Genomic DNA, 15,313 nt, shown 5'->3' on the forward strand with positions numbered 1-15,313 from the left:
CAAGACAAGACAAGACAAGACAGGAGAGGCCCATGTCCGGCTTCGATATTCCGCTCCCCTGCGGCCATTTCATCGCGGGCCGCTACGTACCCGGCGCGGACGCCATCGAGGTGATATCCCCCTCGACCGGCCAGCGCATCGGGGCAATCCCGCGCGCCGATGCGGCGCTGGTGGACGCGGCGGTGCAGGCGGCGCGTGCCGCACGGGCCTCGTCGAACTGGGGCGGCATCGCACCGCGTGAACGCCTGAAGGCGCTGCACGCCTGGGCCGACCTGATCGAAGCCGAAGCCGAAACGCTGGCCTACCTCGAGGCGGTCTGCTCCTCGCGCCCGCTGGCGCAGGCCAAGGTCGGTGACATCCTGGTCACCGCCGAACAGATCCGCTTCTTCGCCGAATTCGCCGACAAGGAAGCGGGCAACCTGGTGCCGACCGCCGATAGCGCCTTCGGGTTCATCGCGGACGAACCCTACGGTGTCGTCGGTGCGATCACGCCGTGGAACTTCCCGATCAACATGGCCGGCTGGAAGCTGGGCCCGGCCCTGGCGGCGGGCAACGCGGTCGTGATCAAACCCTCCGAAATGACCCCCTACACCACGCTCTACCTGGCCGAGCTTTCGGTGCGCGCGGGCATTCCCGCCGGCCTGATCAACGTGGTGCTTGGCGACGGGCCGGTCACCGGCACGGCGATCACCGGTCACCCGCAGATCGACAAGGTCTCCTTCACCGGCTCCACCCGCGCCGGCGCCGCGATCATGGAAAACATCGCCCGCACCGGCATCAAGCCGATGTCGCTCGAGCTGGGCGGCAAGAGCCCGATGGTGGTCTTTGGCGATGCCGACCTGGACCTGACGGCCGAGTGCCTCGAGCGGGGCATCCTGCCCAATGCCGGGCAGTTCTGCGTCGCCGGATCGCGCATCCTCGTCGAGGAAAGCATCGCCGAGGCGCTCTCGGACCGCCTGAAAGAGCGTTTCGCCCGCCACCTGCCCGCCGACACCCTGGCCCCCGAGGCCGGCTTCTCGCCGATCATCTCGGCCGGGCAGATGGGCCGCATCGACAGCATCGTGCAGGCGGCCGTGGGGCAGGGGGCCGAGATCCTCTGCGGCGGCGGAGCCTTCGAACGCGAGGGCAGCTACTATCAGCCCACGCTGATCGCCGGCGTCACGCAGGACAACCCCGCCGTGACCGAAGAGATCTTCGGCCCCGTCGCCACCTTCCAGACCTTCAACGGCGAGGATGAGGCCATGACGCTGGCCGCCCACCCGACCTATGGCCTGGCCGCCGGCCTGTTCACCAAGGATGTCAGCCGCGCGCTGCGCCTGTCGCGGCGGCTGGAAGCGGGCACCGTCTGGGTCAACCGCTACGGCCGCTCGCGCGATCACATCCTGCCCACCGGCGGCTGGAAGGCCTCGGGCCTGGGCAAGGATCTTGGCCGCGAGGCCTACCTTGCCAACCGCCGCACCAAATCCGTCCTGATCGACCTCTGAACCCGGGAATTTTCCATGAAGACCTATAATCTTGCCCTCATCCCCGGTGACGGGATCGGCGTTGACGTGACCGATGCCGCGATCGAGGTACTGGGCGCCGCCGCCAAGGACCGCTTCGCCTTCAAGACGACCACGTTTCCGTGGTCCTGCGAATACTACCTTGAACATGGCAGCATGATGCCGGACGACGGCGTCGAGACGCTGCGCGGCTTCGACGCCATCTACCTCGGCGCTGTCGGCTGGCCGGAAACGGTGCCGGACTCCGTCTCGCTGCACGGGCTGCTGCTGCCGATCCGCAAGGCCTTCAACCAATACGCCAACATCCGCCCGCACCGGCTGCTGGCCGGCGTCGAAGGGCCGCTGAAGACGGAAGGCTTCGACATCCTGTGCATTCGCGAAAACACCGAAGGCGAATATTCCGGCGCCGGTGGCCGCGTGCACCAGGGCAAGGACAACGAAGTTGCGGTCGAGACCTCGGTCTTCACCCGCGCCGGGGTCGAGCGCATCCTGCGCTTCGGCTTCGAGCAGGCGCGCGCCCGGCGTGGCCTGCTGACGTCGGTGACGAAATCCAACGCCCAGAAATACTCGATGGTGTTCTGGGACGAGGTGACGCGCGAACTGGCCGCCGAATACCCGGATGTCACCGTCAGCCACATGCACATTGATGCCATGGCCGCCAAGATGGTGATGGCGCCGCAGGATCTGGACGTCGTCGTCGCCTCGAACCTGTTCGGTGACATCCTCACCGACCTGGGCGCGGCGATCCAGGGGGGCCTCGGCTTTGCCGCCTCGGCCAATATCAACCCCGACCGCTCCGCGCCCTCGATGTTCGAACCGGTGCACGGCTCGGCGCCCGACATTGCCGGCAAGAACATTGCCAACCCGATCGCCGCGATCTGGTCCGTGGCGCAGATGCTCGAGCATCTGGGCGAGGCAGACGCCGCCGCCGCAGTGCTGGGCGCCATCGAGACGGCCACCGGCAAGGGCATCGGCATCCGCCCCGGCCTGAACACCACCCAAGAAATCACCGCGGCCGTCATCGCCGCCCTGGAGGCCTGAGACATGACCCTTCACACCGCATTCGCCTCGGATATCCGTGACAACCTGAACGACCCCGACCTGTTCCGCGAAGCGGCGCTGATCGACGGCGCCTGGATCGCCCGCGACGACATGGCGGTTTCCAACCCCGCCACCGGCGGCACGCTGGGTCACATGCCCGACTGCACCGCCGAGGAAACCACGCAGGCCATCGCCGCCGCCGAACAGGCGATGATCGCCTGGAAGGCCAAGACCCACGCCGAACGGGCCGATCTGCTGATGGCCTGGTACCAGCTGATGCTGGACCACGCGGACGACCTGGCCCTGATCCTGACCGCCGAACAGGGCAAGCCGCTGGGCGAAGCCCGGGGCGAGGTCACCTATGGCTCTTCCTTCGTGCGCTGGTTCGCCGAGGAAGCCCGCCGGATCAACGGCCACATCATCCCCAGCCCGGTGCCCGGCAAGAAGATCCTCGCCATGAAGGAACCCGTCGGGGTCTGCGCGATCATCACGCCCTGGAACTTCCCCATCGCGATGATCACGCGCAAGGTCGCGCCGGGCCTCGCGGCGGGCTGCACCATGGTGATCAAGCCTTCGGACTTCACCCCTTACTCGGCGCTGGCGTTGTGCGTGCTGGCCGAACGGGCGGGCATCCCCAAGGGCGTGCTGAACGTGCTGACGGGCCGCCCCGAGGACATCGGCGCGATGCTGACCGCCAGCACCGTGGTGCGCAAGCTGTCCTTCACCGGCTCGACCCGGGTGGGGGCGCTGCTGGCCGAACAATGCGCGCCGACGCTTAAGAAGATGTCGCTGGAGCTGGGCGGCAACGCGCCCTTCATCGTCTTCGACGACGCCGATCTTGATGCCGCGGTCGAGGGCGCCATGGCCAGCAAGTTCCGCAACGGCGGACAGACCTGCGTCTGCGCCAACCGGATCCTGGTCCAGTCGGGCATCCATGACCGCTTCGTCGCGGCGCTGGCCGCCAGGGTCGATGCGCTGAAGGTCGCCCCCGGCACCGAAGACGGCGCCATGATCGGCCCGATGATCAACACCGCCGCGATCACCAAGATCAACGCCCATGTCGAAGACGCGCTGTCCAAGGGCGCCGTCCGTGCCACGGCCACCCGCGACCTGCCCGCGCAGTTCGCCGATCCGGTGGTGCTGACCGGCGCAACGCAGGACATGCGCCTCGCCGGCGAGGAAACCTTCGGACCGGTCGCCCCGATCTTCAAGTTCGAGACCGAGGACGAGGCGCTGGCGATCGCCAACGGCACGCCCTTCGGCCTTGCGGCGTACTTTTATACCACGGACATGGCCCGCGCCTTCCGCTTCGGAGAGGCGCTGGAAGCCGGGCTGGTCGGCCTCAACACCGGCGTTGTCAGCCACGCCGAGGCGCCCTTCGGCGGTGTGAAAGCTTCGGGTCTGGGCCGCGAAGGCGCGCAGGAAGGCATCGAGGAATACCTCGAGACGAAGGCGTTCCACTTCGGCGGGCTCTGACCGCCGTGCGACAGGGAAGGAAAAATTACGCGAAGCCGCACGGGCGAACACGCTGGACAAATATTCCTTGGTCTTCAACTTCAATGCGTGAAGGCATGTTCACTGAACGTGTGGAAGGCAATGAAGAGGTCTTTGCCAAACCAGGTGTTTGATCCCACGATTCGATGGTGCGAACAGAGGTGGTCGCGGAGATTTGGGCCAGTCGTCAAGATGGATCGCATGACGAAAGAAGTGATCCAAGATGAAGAAACGAAAGAACCACTCGCCAGAGTTCAAGGCCAAGGTTGCGCTTGAAGCGATCCGGGAGGAGATGACGCTGGCGGAGCTGTCCAAGAAGTATGGCGCTCACCCAACACAGATCGGCACGTGGAAGCGCGCTGCGACAGCAAATATGGCGACGGCTTTTACCCGCAAAGGTTCAGTGCCCGAGCCAGTCAGCGCCGCTGACGTCGACAAGCTGCACTCGAAGATCGGTCAGTCGGTGGTGGAACGGGATTTTTTGGCCGAAGCCTCGCATCAGTTGCTCGGGACGCGTCCCTCTCGTGACCTTGCCGGTGGCAAGGCACTGCCGGTCAACGGGACAAAAAAATGGTGAGCCGAGATCATAAGTTAAGCATGCGTAAACAGTGCGAACTGTTGCAGCTGTCACGGTCGCGGCTTTACTACCAGCCCGTTGGTGAAAGCGCCGAGAACCTGCGGTTCATGGAGATCATCGACAAGCAGCTTCTGGAAACGCCGTTGTATGGCCTCGCTGGAGGAGGAGAATGCAGCGCTCCAAACTTGGGGAGCAGTACAAGGTTGATCTGGGCACTCATGACCGGAGGAGGACATCCCTGCGGCAGGTCACGGGCTGACGTCAGACCGCGGACATGTCACGGGAGCACGTCTTCGGTCTTGCCGAACTCTTCGATACCGGCAAGAGCATCCGAACTTCGAACGGCGTCCAGGAACGCCGTCAGGACGCGTTTCGGCGGTTCGGTGTCGCGGACCACGGCGCAGACGGACACGGGCTGGGTCGGGTACAGGGGCCGATAGTCAAGCTGATAGCGACGGCCGGCGACGGCGGTCAGCGAGTCCACGAGCGTCGGGCCGACGCGGGCCTCGGCCAGCAGGCAAGCGAGCGAGGTGTAGCGCACCTCGGCCCTGGCATTGGCACGAAGGCTTTCGGTCAGATAATTGTCCTGAAGGATCAGGTTCAGCTTGCTGGCGGGTTCGAACAGGACCAGCGGATAGTCGGTCAGGTCAGACGCTGCGATGGCCAGCTTTTCGGACAATGGATGGCCCGGCGGAAAGGCGCAGACCATCTGTGCCTTGGCCAGTTCCTCGATTTTCAGTCCGGGCCGCTGCGGGGGATTGAGAGCGAAGCCGATATCGGCGCGCCGCGTTTCGAGTGACTCGAACAGCCCGTCGATCCGCCGCGAATCCAGGTTGATGCGCACCTCTGGCCGGTCGGCGATGAAGTCGCGGATCACAGGCGGTATGAGGGAATTGGCTACAGGTGGGGTGCATACGATCTGAAGCGTGCCCATCGTGTTGGTTTTCCGGCTTTCCAGCCGCTGCGCAAAGACATTGTAGAGCTCGAAAATCGCCTCGCTGTCGCGAAAGATCTCTTCGGCATCCGGCGTGGGGACAAGGCGTTTGCCGACCCGTTCGAACAGCTCGAAGCCGATCTGGGTTTCCATCTGGCGTATGGCATTAGAGACAGCCGGCTGCGAAACCCTCAAGGTCGCGGCAGCCGCCTGAGTGGTGCGGCTGCGCATGACTTCCCGGAAAAACTCGAGTTGTCGAAATGTTAGCATGCGCGCTCCGTAACCTGCCAAATCCTGCGGCGTTATAAGTATGATTTATCAACTGAGGCCGTTTATTAATCAATAGTGATATTGCGAGCTTGGATCGGGCGTGCTGACCTGCTCGAACACGATCCTCGTGTGGCGGATGGTACCCTGAGGCCCAACAGCAACTGACGCGCCTCGACCCGTTTGCGTGGATGCCCGAGGCCACCATCAAAAGGAGCTTTCCGATGAGCTTGAGAAACACATTCACAGCCTTCGCGGTCGCCGGGCTGATGGCGAGCACGGCGTCGGCCGAGGTGCTGCGCTGGTCGTCGCAGGGGGACATCGTCACCCTGGATCCCTATGCGCATACCGAAAGTTTCACGTCCAGCGTGCTGCATCACATCTACGAACCCCTGGTGCGCCGGTCGAAGACGCTCGAGATCGAGCCGGCTCTCGCCACGGACTGGGAAATCGTCGATCCGACCCGTTGGCGTTTCACGCTGCGCGAGGGGGTGACGTTCCACGATGGCGCGCCGTTCACCGCCGATGACGTGGTGGCCTCGGTCGAACGGATGCTGCACCCGGATTCGCGGTCGCGCGGGAACCTGTCGCAGGTGACCGGCGTCGAAAAGGTGGACGACTACACCGTCGATTTCATCATGGACGGCCCCTATCCGCTATTGCTGAACGACCTCTCGGGCGTCTTCATCATGGACAACGAGTGGATGACCGAGCACGACGCGCTGGAGCCGGGCAACATCGCCACCGGCAAGACGTCTTATGCCTCGACCCATGCCAACGGCACCGGGCCGTTCGTGCTGGACAGCTATGCGCCGGACGTGGGCACCGTGATGTCGGTGAACGACAGCTGGTGGGACGAGCCCGAGCATAACCTGACGGGCATCGAGTTCCGCCCGATCACCTCGGACGCCACCCGCGTCGCCGCGTTGATGTCGGGCGAGCTGGATATGATCGCGCCCGTGCCGCTGCAGGATATCAACCGGCTGGAAGCCGCACCGGGCTTCAGCGTGGAGCAGGAACCGGCGCTGCGGCTGATCTTCCTCGGCCTCAACTATCGCGACGAGCTGCTCGGCATGCCGGGCGAGCCCAACCCTCTGCTGGATGTGAATGTCCGCAAGGCACTTTGGCATGGCATCAATCACGATGGCCTGCGCGAAAAGGTGATGCGGGGCAATTCCCGCACCGTGGGCAGCATGGTCGCGCCGCCGGTTCCGGGCTACTCCGAAGACTCGGATGTCCCGCTGGAATTCGACCCGGAGCTGGCGAAACAGATGCTTGCCGATGCGGGTTATCCCGATGGCTTTTCGGTCAAGCTCGATTGCCCGAATGACCGCTACATCAACGACGAGGCGATCTGTGTCGCCGTCAAGGCAATGTGGGAGCAGATGGGCCTGTCGGTCGCGCTGAACACCGAAAGCCGCGCGACCTATTTCCCCAAGGCATCCAATGGGGAAACCGACATCTACATGCTGGGCTGGGCGACCCTGCCGGCAATGGATGGCTGGAGCGTCATCCGTGCACTGCTGGCCACCCAGGACGGCAGCATGGGCGGCAACAACTACAACGGTCTGTCCGATCCGCGCATCGACGAGATCGCGGCGCAGGTGGCTGTCGAACTCGACGAGGACAAGCGCCGCGCCCTGATGTCCGAGGCGCTGCAGATCGTCCACGACGAAGCCTACTACATCCCGCTGCACCAGCAGCCGGTGGCCATGGCATTGCGTGACGGCGTGACCGTGCCGCAGTTCCCGGACGAATACATCCGCCTGTGGTTCGCGACCACCGAGTAAACTGATGGTCCGAATGCTCCTCTCCCGACTGGCGCAAGCCATGCTTGTCATGCTGGCCGTCACCGCGCTGTCCTTTACAATGTTCCGCTTCGTGGGCGACCCGGTGCAGCTTATGTCGCGAGAGGATGCATCCGTCACGGAACGCGAGGCGCTCCGTGACAGCCTGGGGCTCAACGATCCGATCCTTGTGCAATACGGCCGGTTCCTCGGCCGTATCGCGTCCGGAGACCTGGGCATCAGCTTCCGCAATCAGCGCGACGTGGCCGAGTTGATCGCCGAGCGAGCGCCCGCGACGCTTGAACTGGTCCTTGTCGCGACGATCCTGTCGCTGCTGGTGGGCATTCCGGCAGGTGTGCTTTGCGCGCTCAGACCCAACGGCGTCCTCAGCCGGCTAGTGCAGTCGGGGTCGCTGGTGGGGATATCCGTGCCGACCTTCGTCACCGGCACGCTGCTGATCCTGGTCTTTTCGGTGACCTTGCGCTGGTTGCCATCCTTCGGGCGGGGGCAGACGGTTGACCTGGGCTGGTGGACAACAGGCTTTCTGACGCCGTCCGGCCGGGCGGCCCTGGTGCTGCCGTCGCTGACGCTGGCGCTCTATTCCATGACCCTCATCATGCGGCTGATCCGTTCCGAAATGATCGACATCCTGTCCACCGATTATGTCCGGTTTGCCCGGGCACGCGGCCTGCCGTCGTGGTACATCCACTTCCGGCTCGCGCTGAAGAACGCGATGATGCCGGTGATCACCGTGACCGGACTTCAGGTCGGGTCGCTGATCGCCTTCGCCATCGTGACCGAGACGATCTTTCAATGGCCCGGGCTGGGGTTGCTGTTCATGCAGGCGGTGATCTTCGTCGATATACCCGTGATGACGGCCTACCTGCTGCTGGTCGCCGGCGTTTTCGTGGTCATCAACACGCTGGTCGATCTGACCTATGCTCTTGTCGATCCGCGGCTCAGGACGCGGGGCGTCTGACATGGCCAGCACGATGAAACGCCTGACACGGGTGATGCCGCCCTACGTGATGGTCGCCGCTGCCGTGGGCCTGCTGATTATCCTTGCCGCGATCTTCGCGCCATGGATCGCTCCGCAGGATCCGACGTCGACCATGAGCTTCAACCTGATGGACAGCGAACTGCCGCCGATGTGGGTCGAGGGCGGCGATCCACGCTATCTGCTGGGCACCGACAACCAGGGGCGGGACCTTCTGTCGGCGATCCTTTACGGGACCCGGATCTCCGTGATGATCGGGGCCGGCGCGGTTCTTCTGGCCGCGACGGTCGGTGTCTCGCTTGGGCTGGTTGCCGGGTACTTCGGCGGATGGGCCGAGACCGTCGCCATGCGCGTCGCGGATGTCTTTCTGTCCCTGCCGGCGATCCTGCTGGCGCTGCTGGTCGCGGGCATCGCGCGCGCGCTGATCCCGGATGCCGACAGCGTCTTCTGGGCGCCGATCATCCTGATCGCAGCGATCGGCATCAACGAATGGGTGCAATACGCCCGCACGACGCGCGCCTCGACCATGGTAGAGGCGTCGCGCGATTATGTCCGCGCGGTGCGCATCATGGGGTTGCCCCGGTGGAGGATCCTGTTCCGCCACATCCTGCCCAATATCGTGGGGCCGATCCTGGTCATCTCGACCATCAACCTCGCCGCGGCCGTGCTGACCGAAGCAACGCTGTCCTTCCTGGGGGTGGGCATGCCACCGGATTACCCGTCGCTGGGGACCCTGATCCGCATCGGCAATGAATTCGCCTTTTCCGGTATCTGGTGGATCACGCTCTTCCCGGCCGTCACGCTGGTGGCGCTGGTGCTGGCCGTGAACATTACCGGAGACTGGCTGCGCGACCGGTTCAATCCAAAGCTTGAGGGCAAGTCATGACCGCCGCACTCGAGATCGACGGCTTGCGCGTCGAATACCCGCGCGGAGAGGACGGCACATTTGCTGCCGTGGACGATCTGTCGCTGGTCATCGGGGCAGGGGAGATTCATGCGCTGGTGGGTGAATCCGGTGCCGGGAAATCGACGGTGGGCAATTGCATCATGGGCCTGCTGGATCCGCCGGGACGTATCACGGCGGGGTCGATCCGCGTGGCGAGCCGGTCGCTTGATATCGCGACGGGCCAGGTCGAGGGGCTGCGCCCGGGCCGGGATATCGGTGCGATTTTCCAGGACCCCATGACCGCGCTGAACCCTCTCTTCACCATCGGCCGGCAATTGTGCGAGGGTATGCGCCATCACCTCAAGATTGGCAGATCCGAAGCGCGCGCCAAGGCCCTTGAACTGATGCGCGCGGTCGAGATCCCGGACCCCGAGACCCGGTTCGACCAATACCCGCACCAGCTGTCGGGTGGGCAAAGGCAGCGGGTGGTGATCGCCTCGGCGCTGTCTTGCGATCCGGGTCTTCTGGTGGCGGATGAGCCGACGACGGCGCTGGACGTCAGCGTGCAGGCGACCATACTCGATCTGCTGCGTGATCTCGCCAGCCGGCGCAAACTGGGCGTGCTGCTGATCACTCATAACATGGGCGTGGTCGCGCAGATTTCGGACAAGGTGACGATCATGCGCCACGGGCGCATCGTGGAGCACGGAGCTTCGCGACAGGTGCTGGGCGAGCCCAGGGCCGATTATGCCCGCGCGCTGATCGGGGCCGTGCCCCGGCTCGACCGTAAACTGCACCGTTTCCCGGTGACCGAGACCCAGAACACAGCCGAAACCGCCGCGCAGGCGCGGCTGGCCGGCAGGGTGCGCGGGGCAACGGACGAAGGAACAGACCTGCTGTCGCTCGACAATGTCGGGATCACCTATGGCGGTGGCTTTTTCGGTGCACCAGGGTTCAAGGCGGTTACAGGCGCCAGCTTTACCGTGAAACGGGGCGAGATATTCGGAATCGTCGGGGAATCCGGTAGCGGCAAGTCGTCTCTCGCCAGCGCCATCGCGGGGCTTCTGCCCATTGACGAGGGTCAGATGCGCTTTTGCGGGCAACCCCTCAAGATGCGTCGCGGCCAGTCGGTGCGCCAGGCAATCCAGATGATCTTTCAGGATCCCTATTCCTCGCTCAATCCGCGCCTGCGGACCGGAGCTGCTATTCGTGAGCCACTGGATTTCTTCGGCGCCGGCGATGGCCTGACACCCGAAACCCTGTTCGAGGCCGTCGGCCTCCCGCAAGAGGCGGCCGGTCGGTTCCCCCATGCCTTTTCCGGCGGGCAGCGCCAGCGGGTGTCCATTGCCCGCGCACTCGCCGGGCAGCCCGACTTGCTCATCTGTGACGAGCCGACAAGCGCGCTCGATGTAAGCGTGCAGGCCCGTGTCCTGAACCTGCTCAAAGATCTGCGCGACCGGACCGGGCTGACCATGCTTTTCATCAGCCACGACCTGAGTGTCGTGCGCCAGATGTGCGACCGGGTTGCGGTGATGAAATCCGGCCGCATCGTCGAGCTGGAAGAGGCCGAGACCCTCTTTACGCGGCCGCGCGATCCCTACACGCGCGACCTGCTTTCCCTTATCCCGACGCTGGATGGCCTTGCCCCGGCGCCACAACTTGCAGGAGCATGACTTGGCTGACCTGATCATCACAAACACCATTGTCGTTACGGTCGATCCCGAAAGGCGCGTGCTGTTCGATTTTGCCATCGTCATCAAGGATGACCGGATCGCCGACATCGGGCCTTCGGCCGATCTGGAGGCAAAGTATGCCGGGATGACGACCATCGACGGGACTGGCAAGGTCGTGTTGCCCGGACTGGTCGATGTCCATGCCCACGCCGGACACGGGTTGATCAAGACACTGGCTTCGGGCGACAGCCCGAAGTGGTTCGACGCGTGCCGGATCGCCTATACGATCGCCTCGACGCCGGACTTCTGGTTCGCCGAAGCGCAGTTGGCGGCCCTGGAGCGGGTCCGGTTCGGGGTCACGACAGGGGTGTCCTTGCTGGGCGGTGGCGATTCCATAATGCGCACCGATGATCCCGATTACGGAGACGCCCATTGCGATGGCGTGGTCGAGGTCGGCACACGTTCGGTCGTGGCCGTGGGGACGACCCGCCCGCCACATCCGCTGACCTATGCACGCTGGGATGGTGACACGGCGACCGAGTACCCGGTGGATTTCGATCGTCAGCTCGCAACCTCGGACGACCTGATCAAGCGTCGGCATGGCAGCGAGGGGCGGAGGATCAACTTTGCCCTGCTGACCCCGACGCTGCGCTCGGAACATGTCGATACGCTGGGCGAGGAGAATCTTGCCGAGGCGCGGCGCCAGGCGCAGGTGGTTTCGGCCCGGGCTCGGGACTACGGGATCGTCTTTACTCAGGACGGGCACCGCAACGGATCCGTCGCCTACGCGCACGAGATGGGGATTCTCGGCCCCGAGGCGCTGTTGTCGCATTCGACGGACCTCACCGATGCGGAAATCGCGATTTGTGCCGAGACCGATACCAAGATCGCGCATAACCCTTCGGCCATCGCTTCGGTCTTTGGCCGATGCCCCGCGCCCGAATTGATGGCGGCAGGTGTCACCGTCGGGCTGGGGTCGGACGCGACCGCGCCGGACCGGTCGGGCGACATGTTCCGGCACATGCAGCAGCTGATGCACTACCATCGCCGCCACTTCCGCGATCCGTCCTGGTTCCCGCCCGGTAAGGTGCTTGAAATGTGCACGATCGACGGTGCGAAGGCGCTGGGGATGGCGGATGACATCGGCTCTCTCGAGGTCGGCAAAAAGGCCGACATGATCCTGATCGACATGCGCCGCCCGCATCTTTACCCGGCCAACATGCACGTCAGCCACGTGGTCAATTTCGCGAACGGCAACGACGTGGACACGGTGATCTGCGACGGACAGATCCTGATGCATGGAGGCGAGGTGACGCGCGTGGACCAGGACAAGATCCTGGATGCGGCACAACGCGAGACCGACCTGATGATTGAGCGCGGAGGGCTTGCCGACCTGCTGTCGGTCCCGGAGGAGTTCTGGGGGTCGCTTCGGATGAACGCGCAGTAGGACCCTGTCAGGGAAACCGGCGGGCTCTGTCTGGGCAACCTTGCTTGCGGCAGGGAAGGGGGCCCGGATAGCGCCGCCGGGTGAAGAAACGTGAGCCGTTCAGGGACTTCAAGTCCGGCCCGGGGATCATCTGTTGGGCGGTTGTGATGGCAATCCGTCTTCGGCATCTCTGTGAGACGTCGAGACTCTGCTTCACGAGCGGGGCGGCGATGCCAGCCACCAGACGGCGCGGTTCTGGTTCCATCGCTTTGGTCCGGTGTTCGTGTCCGAGATCCGGAAGCGGCGGATCGACGGCATGCGGTCAAGCCACTGGAGGTGGCATCTGGACGAAGTGTCCGTGAAGATCAACGGCGCGCGGCAGACCTGCGGCGGGTCGTTGATCGCTTAAGCCCCGCCTGTCTCCGCGGTGCGGCTGATCCTGGCGACCGTGCAGGGCGGCGCCGCAGGACCGAAGCCGGTCCGTCACGATGGCATCAGAGACATAGCTTGGCCGTTTCAGCATTTCCCGTAATGATTTCAGTGCCCGTTTTCGGTCCTGTTTCCGACTGTGAATCACGCTGTCAGGACCAAATCAATGCCTTCTGAAGCCAATTCATGCCTGATCCTATTCAAAAGGATGAGGAGTAACCTGCAGCCGTGCCGAACTCTGCACCATTTGCGGTCACTCTTACGTCACAAGGCTGGACGGGGTGGTCGTGATTGGCCTGGCGACTCGACTCACGGATCTTCTTTATCTACCGCTTGGAATGACTGCTTTCGGTAAATCCTGTCGTTTCATGTCTGGTTCGGATCGCGCGAGCGTCACTGGCCGCCGATCTGCCTGAGCGGAGAGTATTGATTTGCGTGTTTTGCGTATTCTGGGCTTTACTGCCGCCTTCCTCTTTATTGTCATGCTACTAATTGCCGGCGGCATATGGGCCGGCTATTCTCTGAACACCGCCTTGCAGAACCGGTTCAGCTTTCCGTCTCAGATAGCGTACAAGCTCAATGGCATGTACAATTCCTACCGCGGAAACAGATCTGACAACAGTGAGACAGTCATCTCCAACAGACTGATCATGAAAAAGGAAACCGTCTTTCTGCCGCTCTCCGCCACGGACTTCGCGGGTGGCATCGCGGCGATTAACGGCAACACGGTGCTGGTGACGGACCGACTGGGCAAGCTGTTTTCCGTTACAGGGCCGGATATTTCTGAATTGGCGCTGCAATCGCCGGACAATAAGGCCGATCAGCTGCGGGAGCAGCTTGACGAAGGTCTGCTGGGCAATATCGAGGTCGATTTCAACTGGTTTCGATACAACGATATTCTTCCGGTGGTTCATGACGGTCAGGAATACCTTCTCGCCTCGTACACGGAATGGAATCCGGAGGAATTGTGTTTCCGATCCGCCCTGGCCCGTATTGCGCTTTCCGGCAGTGACCCGGCCACCTGGACCGGCGATCCGGACGACTGGGACGTCATACTGCGCACAGAACCTTGTCTGCCACCCTTCACCAGCGGCAAGGGGATCTTCGGGCTCGAGGCGGGCGGCCGGCTGGACCGCCTTGGAGAGACGACGGTGGCCTGGAGCTCGGGCTCCTATGAACGTGACGACCGGGTGACCGGGCTGGACTTCAAGGAGGCGGCGCTGGCTCAGAACGAGGCGACCGATTATGGAAAGCTGATGGAGGTCGATTTCCTGACCGGCGAGCATCGGCACCTGGCGCGGGGGCTGCGCAACCCGCAGGGCGTGTCTGTCGATGCAGAAGGGCGGATCTGGGTGACGGATCACGGGATGCGAGGCGGGGACGAGCTCAACCTCGTCTTCGAGGGTGCGAATTTCGGCTTTCCAGTGGTGTCCTACGGGACCAAGTACAACCGTGAGCCAGCGGGCAATCAGGAGACCCACAAGAACCACGAGGGCTTTGACAAGCCGGTGGTTGCCTTCGTCCCTTCGATCGCGCCGTCGTCGGCTCTGGCGATCGACGATTTCCATTACACCTGGAACGGCGATGTCCTGGTGGGGGCGCTGAGCGGCGCGGTGCACCGGGTGCACATCGAGGACGGCAGGGGAATGTATGTCGAAGCGATCCCGCTGGGTATCCGGATCCGGGACATGGCCTACCTGAGCGATCCGAGGAAGATCGTGCTGTGGTCGGACGATCGCCGCATCGTCTATCTCTCTCGGGACAGCGCGCCCGATCCCAACGCCGAATTCCAGATGCAGCTGGCAGAACTTGCTCCGACCGCGGAATTGCATGAGGCAGCAGAGGACACGTTCAACGCCTGCCTGCAATGCCATGGCATGCTGGAAGGCGAACACGGCGCGGGACCGTCGCTTTATCAGGTCTGCGGGCGCGAGCCCGGGTCGAGCTCTTTCGACGGTTATTCCGGCGCGCTATCCTCAGTGGGTGGCATTTGGGGGCAGGAGAGCCTGAAGTCTTTCCTTCTGGATACCGAGGCCGTGGCGCCCGGCACCACGATGAGTTGGGTCATGGAAGACGAGGGCGTAGCTGACTTGCTGGCGAGCTCATTCTGCCGGATGTGATCGTGATCTAACCCAAGGCGTGGCTAGGGCCATCTCCGGCGGAGGGACCGGCCGCCAGCCCGTGGTTGACCTGCCATGGGCCTCTAGGGGGACGTTGCAGCAGAGTTACGGAGGCGGCACAGCACGGAAGGGGCCGTGTCGCACCGCCTGAGCCTGACCAAGCGGGACCGCCTGGGAGAG

General features: G+C 63.8%; 11 protein-coding genes. 10 read left to right on the top strand and 1 reads right to left on the bottom strand.

What is annotated here, in order from left to right; all coding sequences use genetic code 11:
* Positions 1-32: 32 nt before the first annotated feature.
* The 4 genes from ATO3_RS13935 to ATO3_RS29200 all read left to right on the top strand — a co-directional run bounded on the left by ATO3_RS13935 (position 33) and on the right by ATO3_RS29200 (position 4,614).
* On the top strand, positions 33-1,484 hold the full coding sequence (locus tag ATO3_RS13935) for an aldehyde dehydrogenase family protein (RefSeq protein ID WP_088650487.1): 1,452 nt from the start codon (positions 33-35) through the stop codon (positions 1,482-1,484).
* Between the two features lie 15 nt (positions 1,485-1,499).
* Positions 1,500-2,543, top strand: a complete 1,044-nt coding sequence (locus ATO3_RS13940; RefSeq protein WP_088650488.1) for a tartrate dehydrogenase — start codon at positions 1,500-1,502, stop codon at positions 2,541-2,543.
* A 3-nt stretch (positions 2,544-2,546) separates the two neighbouring features.
* The gene (locus ATO3_RS13945) at positions 2,547-4,019 is read left to right on the top strand and encodes an NAD-dependent succinate-semialdehyde dehydrogenase (RefSeq protein WP_088650489.1); all 1,473 of its coding nucleotides are present in this window, start codon (positions 2,547-2,549) and stop codon (positions 4,017-4,019) included.
* 241 nt (positions 4,020-4,260) lie between these two features.
* Complete coding sequence (locus ATO3_RS29200; RefSeq protein WP_143747271.1) at positions 4,261-4,614, top strand: transposase; 354 nt, start codon at positions 4,261-4,263, stop codon at positions 4,612-4,614.
* Positions 4,615-4,891: 277 nt separating this feature from the next.
* Here ATO3_RS29200 and ATO3_RS13955 read toward each other — a convergent pair whose 3' ends face one another.
* The gene (locus ATO3_RS13955; RefSeq protein ID WP_088650490.1) at positions 4,892-5,818 is read right to left on the bottom strand and encodes a LysR family transcriptional regulator; all 927 of its coding nucleotides are present in this window, start codon (positions 5,816-5,818) and stop codon (positions 4,892-4,894) included.
* 221 nt (positions 5,819-6,039) lie between these two features.
* Here ATO3_RS13955 and ATO3_RS13960 point away from each other — a divergent pair, with 221 nt between their 5' ends.
* From ATO3_RS13960 to ATO3_RS13985, 6 genes are all read left to right on the top strand, one after another.
* A complete protein-coding gene (locus ATO3_RS13960; protein ID WP_088650491.1) occupies positions 6,040-7,605 on the top strand; it encodes an ABC transporter substrate-binding protein in 1,566 nt (521 codons plus the stop codon).
* A 4-nt stretch (positions 7,606-7,609) separates the two neighbouring features.
* Positions 7,610-8,581 carry an ABC transporter permease gene (locus ATO3_RS13965; protein ID WP_088650492.1) on the top strand — a complete coding sequence of 324 codons (972 nt, stop codon included), beginning with the start codon at positions 7,610-7,612 and terminating at the stop codon, positions 8,579-8,581.
* Between the two features lies 1 nt (position 8,582).
* On the top strand, positions 8,583-9,485 hold the full coding sequence (locus ATO3_RS13970; RefSeq protein ID WP_088650493.1) for an ABC transporter permease: 903 nt from the start codon (positions 8,583-8,585) through the stop codon (positions 9,483-9,485).
* Positions 9,482-11,158 carry a dipeptide ABC transporter ATP-binding protein gene (locus tag ATO3_RS13975; RefSeq protein ID WP_088650494.1) on the top strand — a complete coding sequence of 559 codons (1,677 nt, stop codon included), beginning with the start codon at positions 9,482-9,484 and terminating at the stop codon, positions 11,156-11,158. Before ATO3_RS13970 ends, ATO3_RS13975 begins: the two co-directional genes overlap by 4 nt.
* Before the next feature lies 1 nt (position 11,159).
* On the top strand, positions 11,160-12,605 hold the full coding sequence (locus tag ATO3_RS13980; RefSeq protein ID WP_088650495.1) for an amidohydrolase family protein: 1,446 nt from the start codon (positions 11,160-11,162) through the stop codon (positions 12,603-12,605).
* An 839-nt stretch (positions 12,606-13,444) separates the two neighbouring features.
* A complete protein-coding gene (locus tag ATO3_RS13985) occupies positions 13,445-15,133 on the top strand; it encodes a PQQ-dependent sugar dehydrogenase (RefSeq protein ID WP_143747272.1) in 1,689 nt (562 codons plus the stop codon).
* The last annotated feature ends 180 nt before the right edge of the window (positions 15,134-15,313 follow it).

Origin of the sequence: Marinibacterium profundimaris (assembly GCF_002210095.1) — a bacterium.
Lineage (GTDB): Bacteria > Pseudomonadota > Alphaproteobacteria > Rhodobacterales > Rhodobacteraceae > Marinibacterium > Marinibacterium profundimaris.

What these genes read in the sequence shown, in the direction of transcription:
- ATO3_RS13940 (WP_088650488.1), top strand. Translation starts at nt 1,500, where the DNA reads ATGAAGACCTATAATCTTGCCCTCATCCCCGGTGACGGGATCGGCGTT.
- ATO3_RS13955 (WP_088650490.1), bottom strand. Translation starts at nt 5,818, where the DNA reads ATGCTAACATTTCGACAACTCGAGTTTTTCCGGGAAGTCATGCGCAGC.
- ATO3_RS13970 (WP_088650493.1), top strand. Translation starts at nt 8,583, where the DNA reads ATGGCCAGCACGATGAAACGCCTGACACGGGTGATGCCGCCCTACGTG.
- ATO3_RS13965 (WP_088650492.1), top strand. Translation starts at nt 7,610, where the DNA reads ATGGTCCGAATGCTCCTCTCCCGACTGGCGCAAGCCATGCTTGTCATG.
- ATO3_RS13975 (WP_088650494.1), top strand. Translation starts at nt 9,482, where the DNA reads ATGACCGCCGCACTCGAGATCGACGGCTTGCGCGTCGAATACCCGCGC.
- ATO3_RS13935 (WP_088650487.1), top strand. Translation starts at nt 33, where the DNA reads ATGTCCGGCTTCGATATTCCGCTCCCCTGCGGCCATTTCATCGCGGGC.
- ATO3_RS13960 (WP_088650491.1), top strand. Translation starts at nt 6,040, where the DNA reads ATGAGCTTGAGAAACACATTCACAGCCTTCGCGGTCGCCGGGCTGATG.
- ATO3_RS29200 (WP_143747271.1), top strand. Translation starts at nt 4,261, where the DNA reads ATGAAGAAACGAAAGAACCACTCGCCAGAGTTCAAGGCCAAGGTTGCG.
- ATO3_RS13945 (WP_088650489.1), top strand. Translation starts at nt 2,547, where the DNA reads ATGACCCTTCACACCGCATTCGCCTCGGATATCCGTGACAACCTGAAC.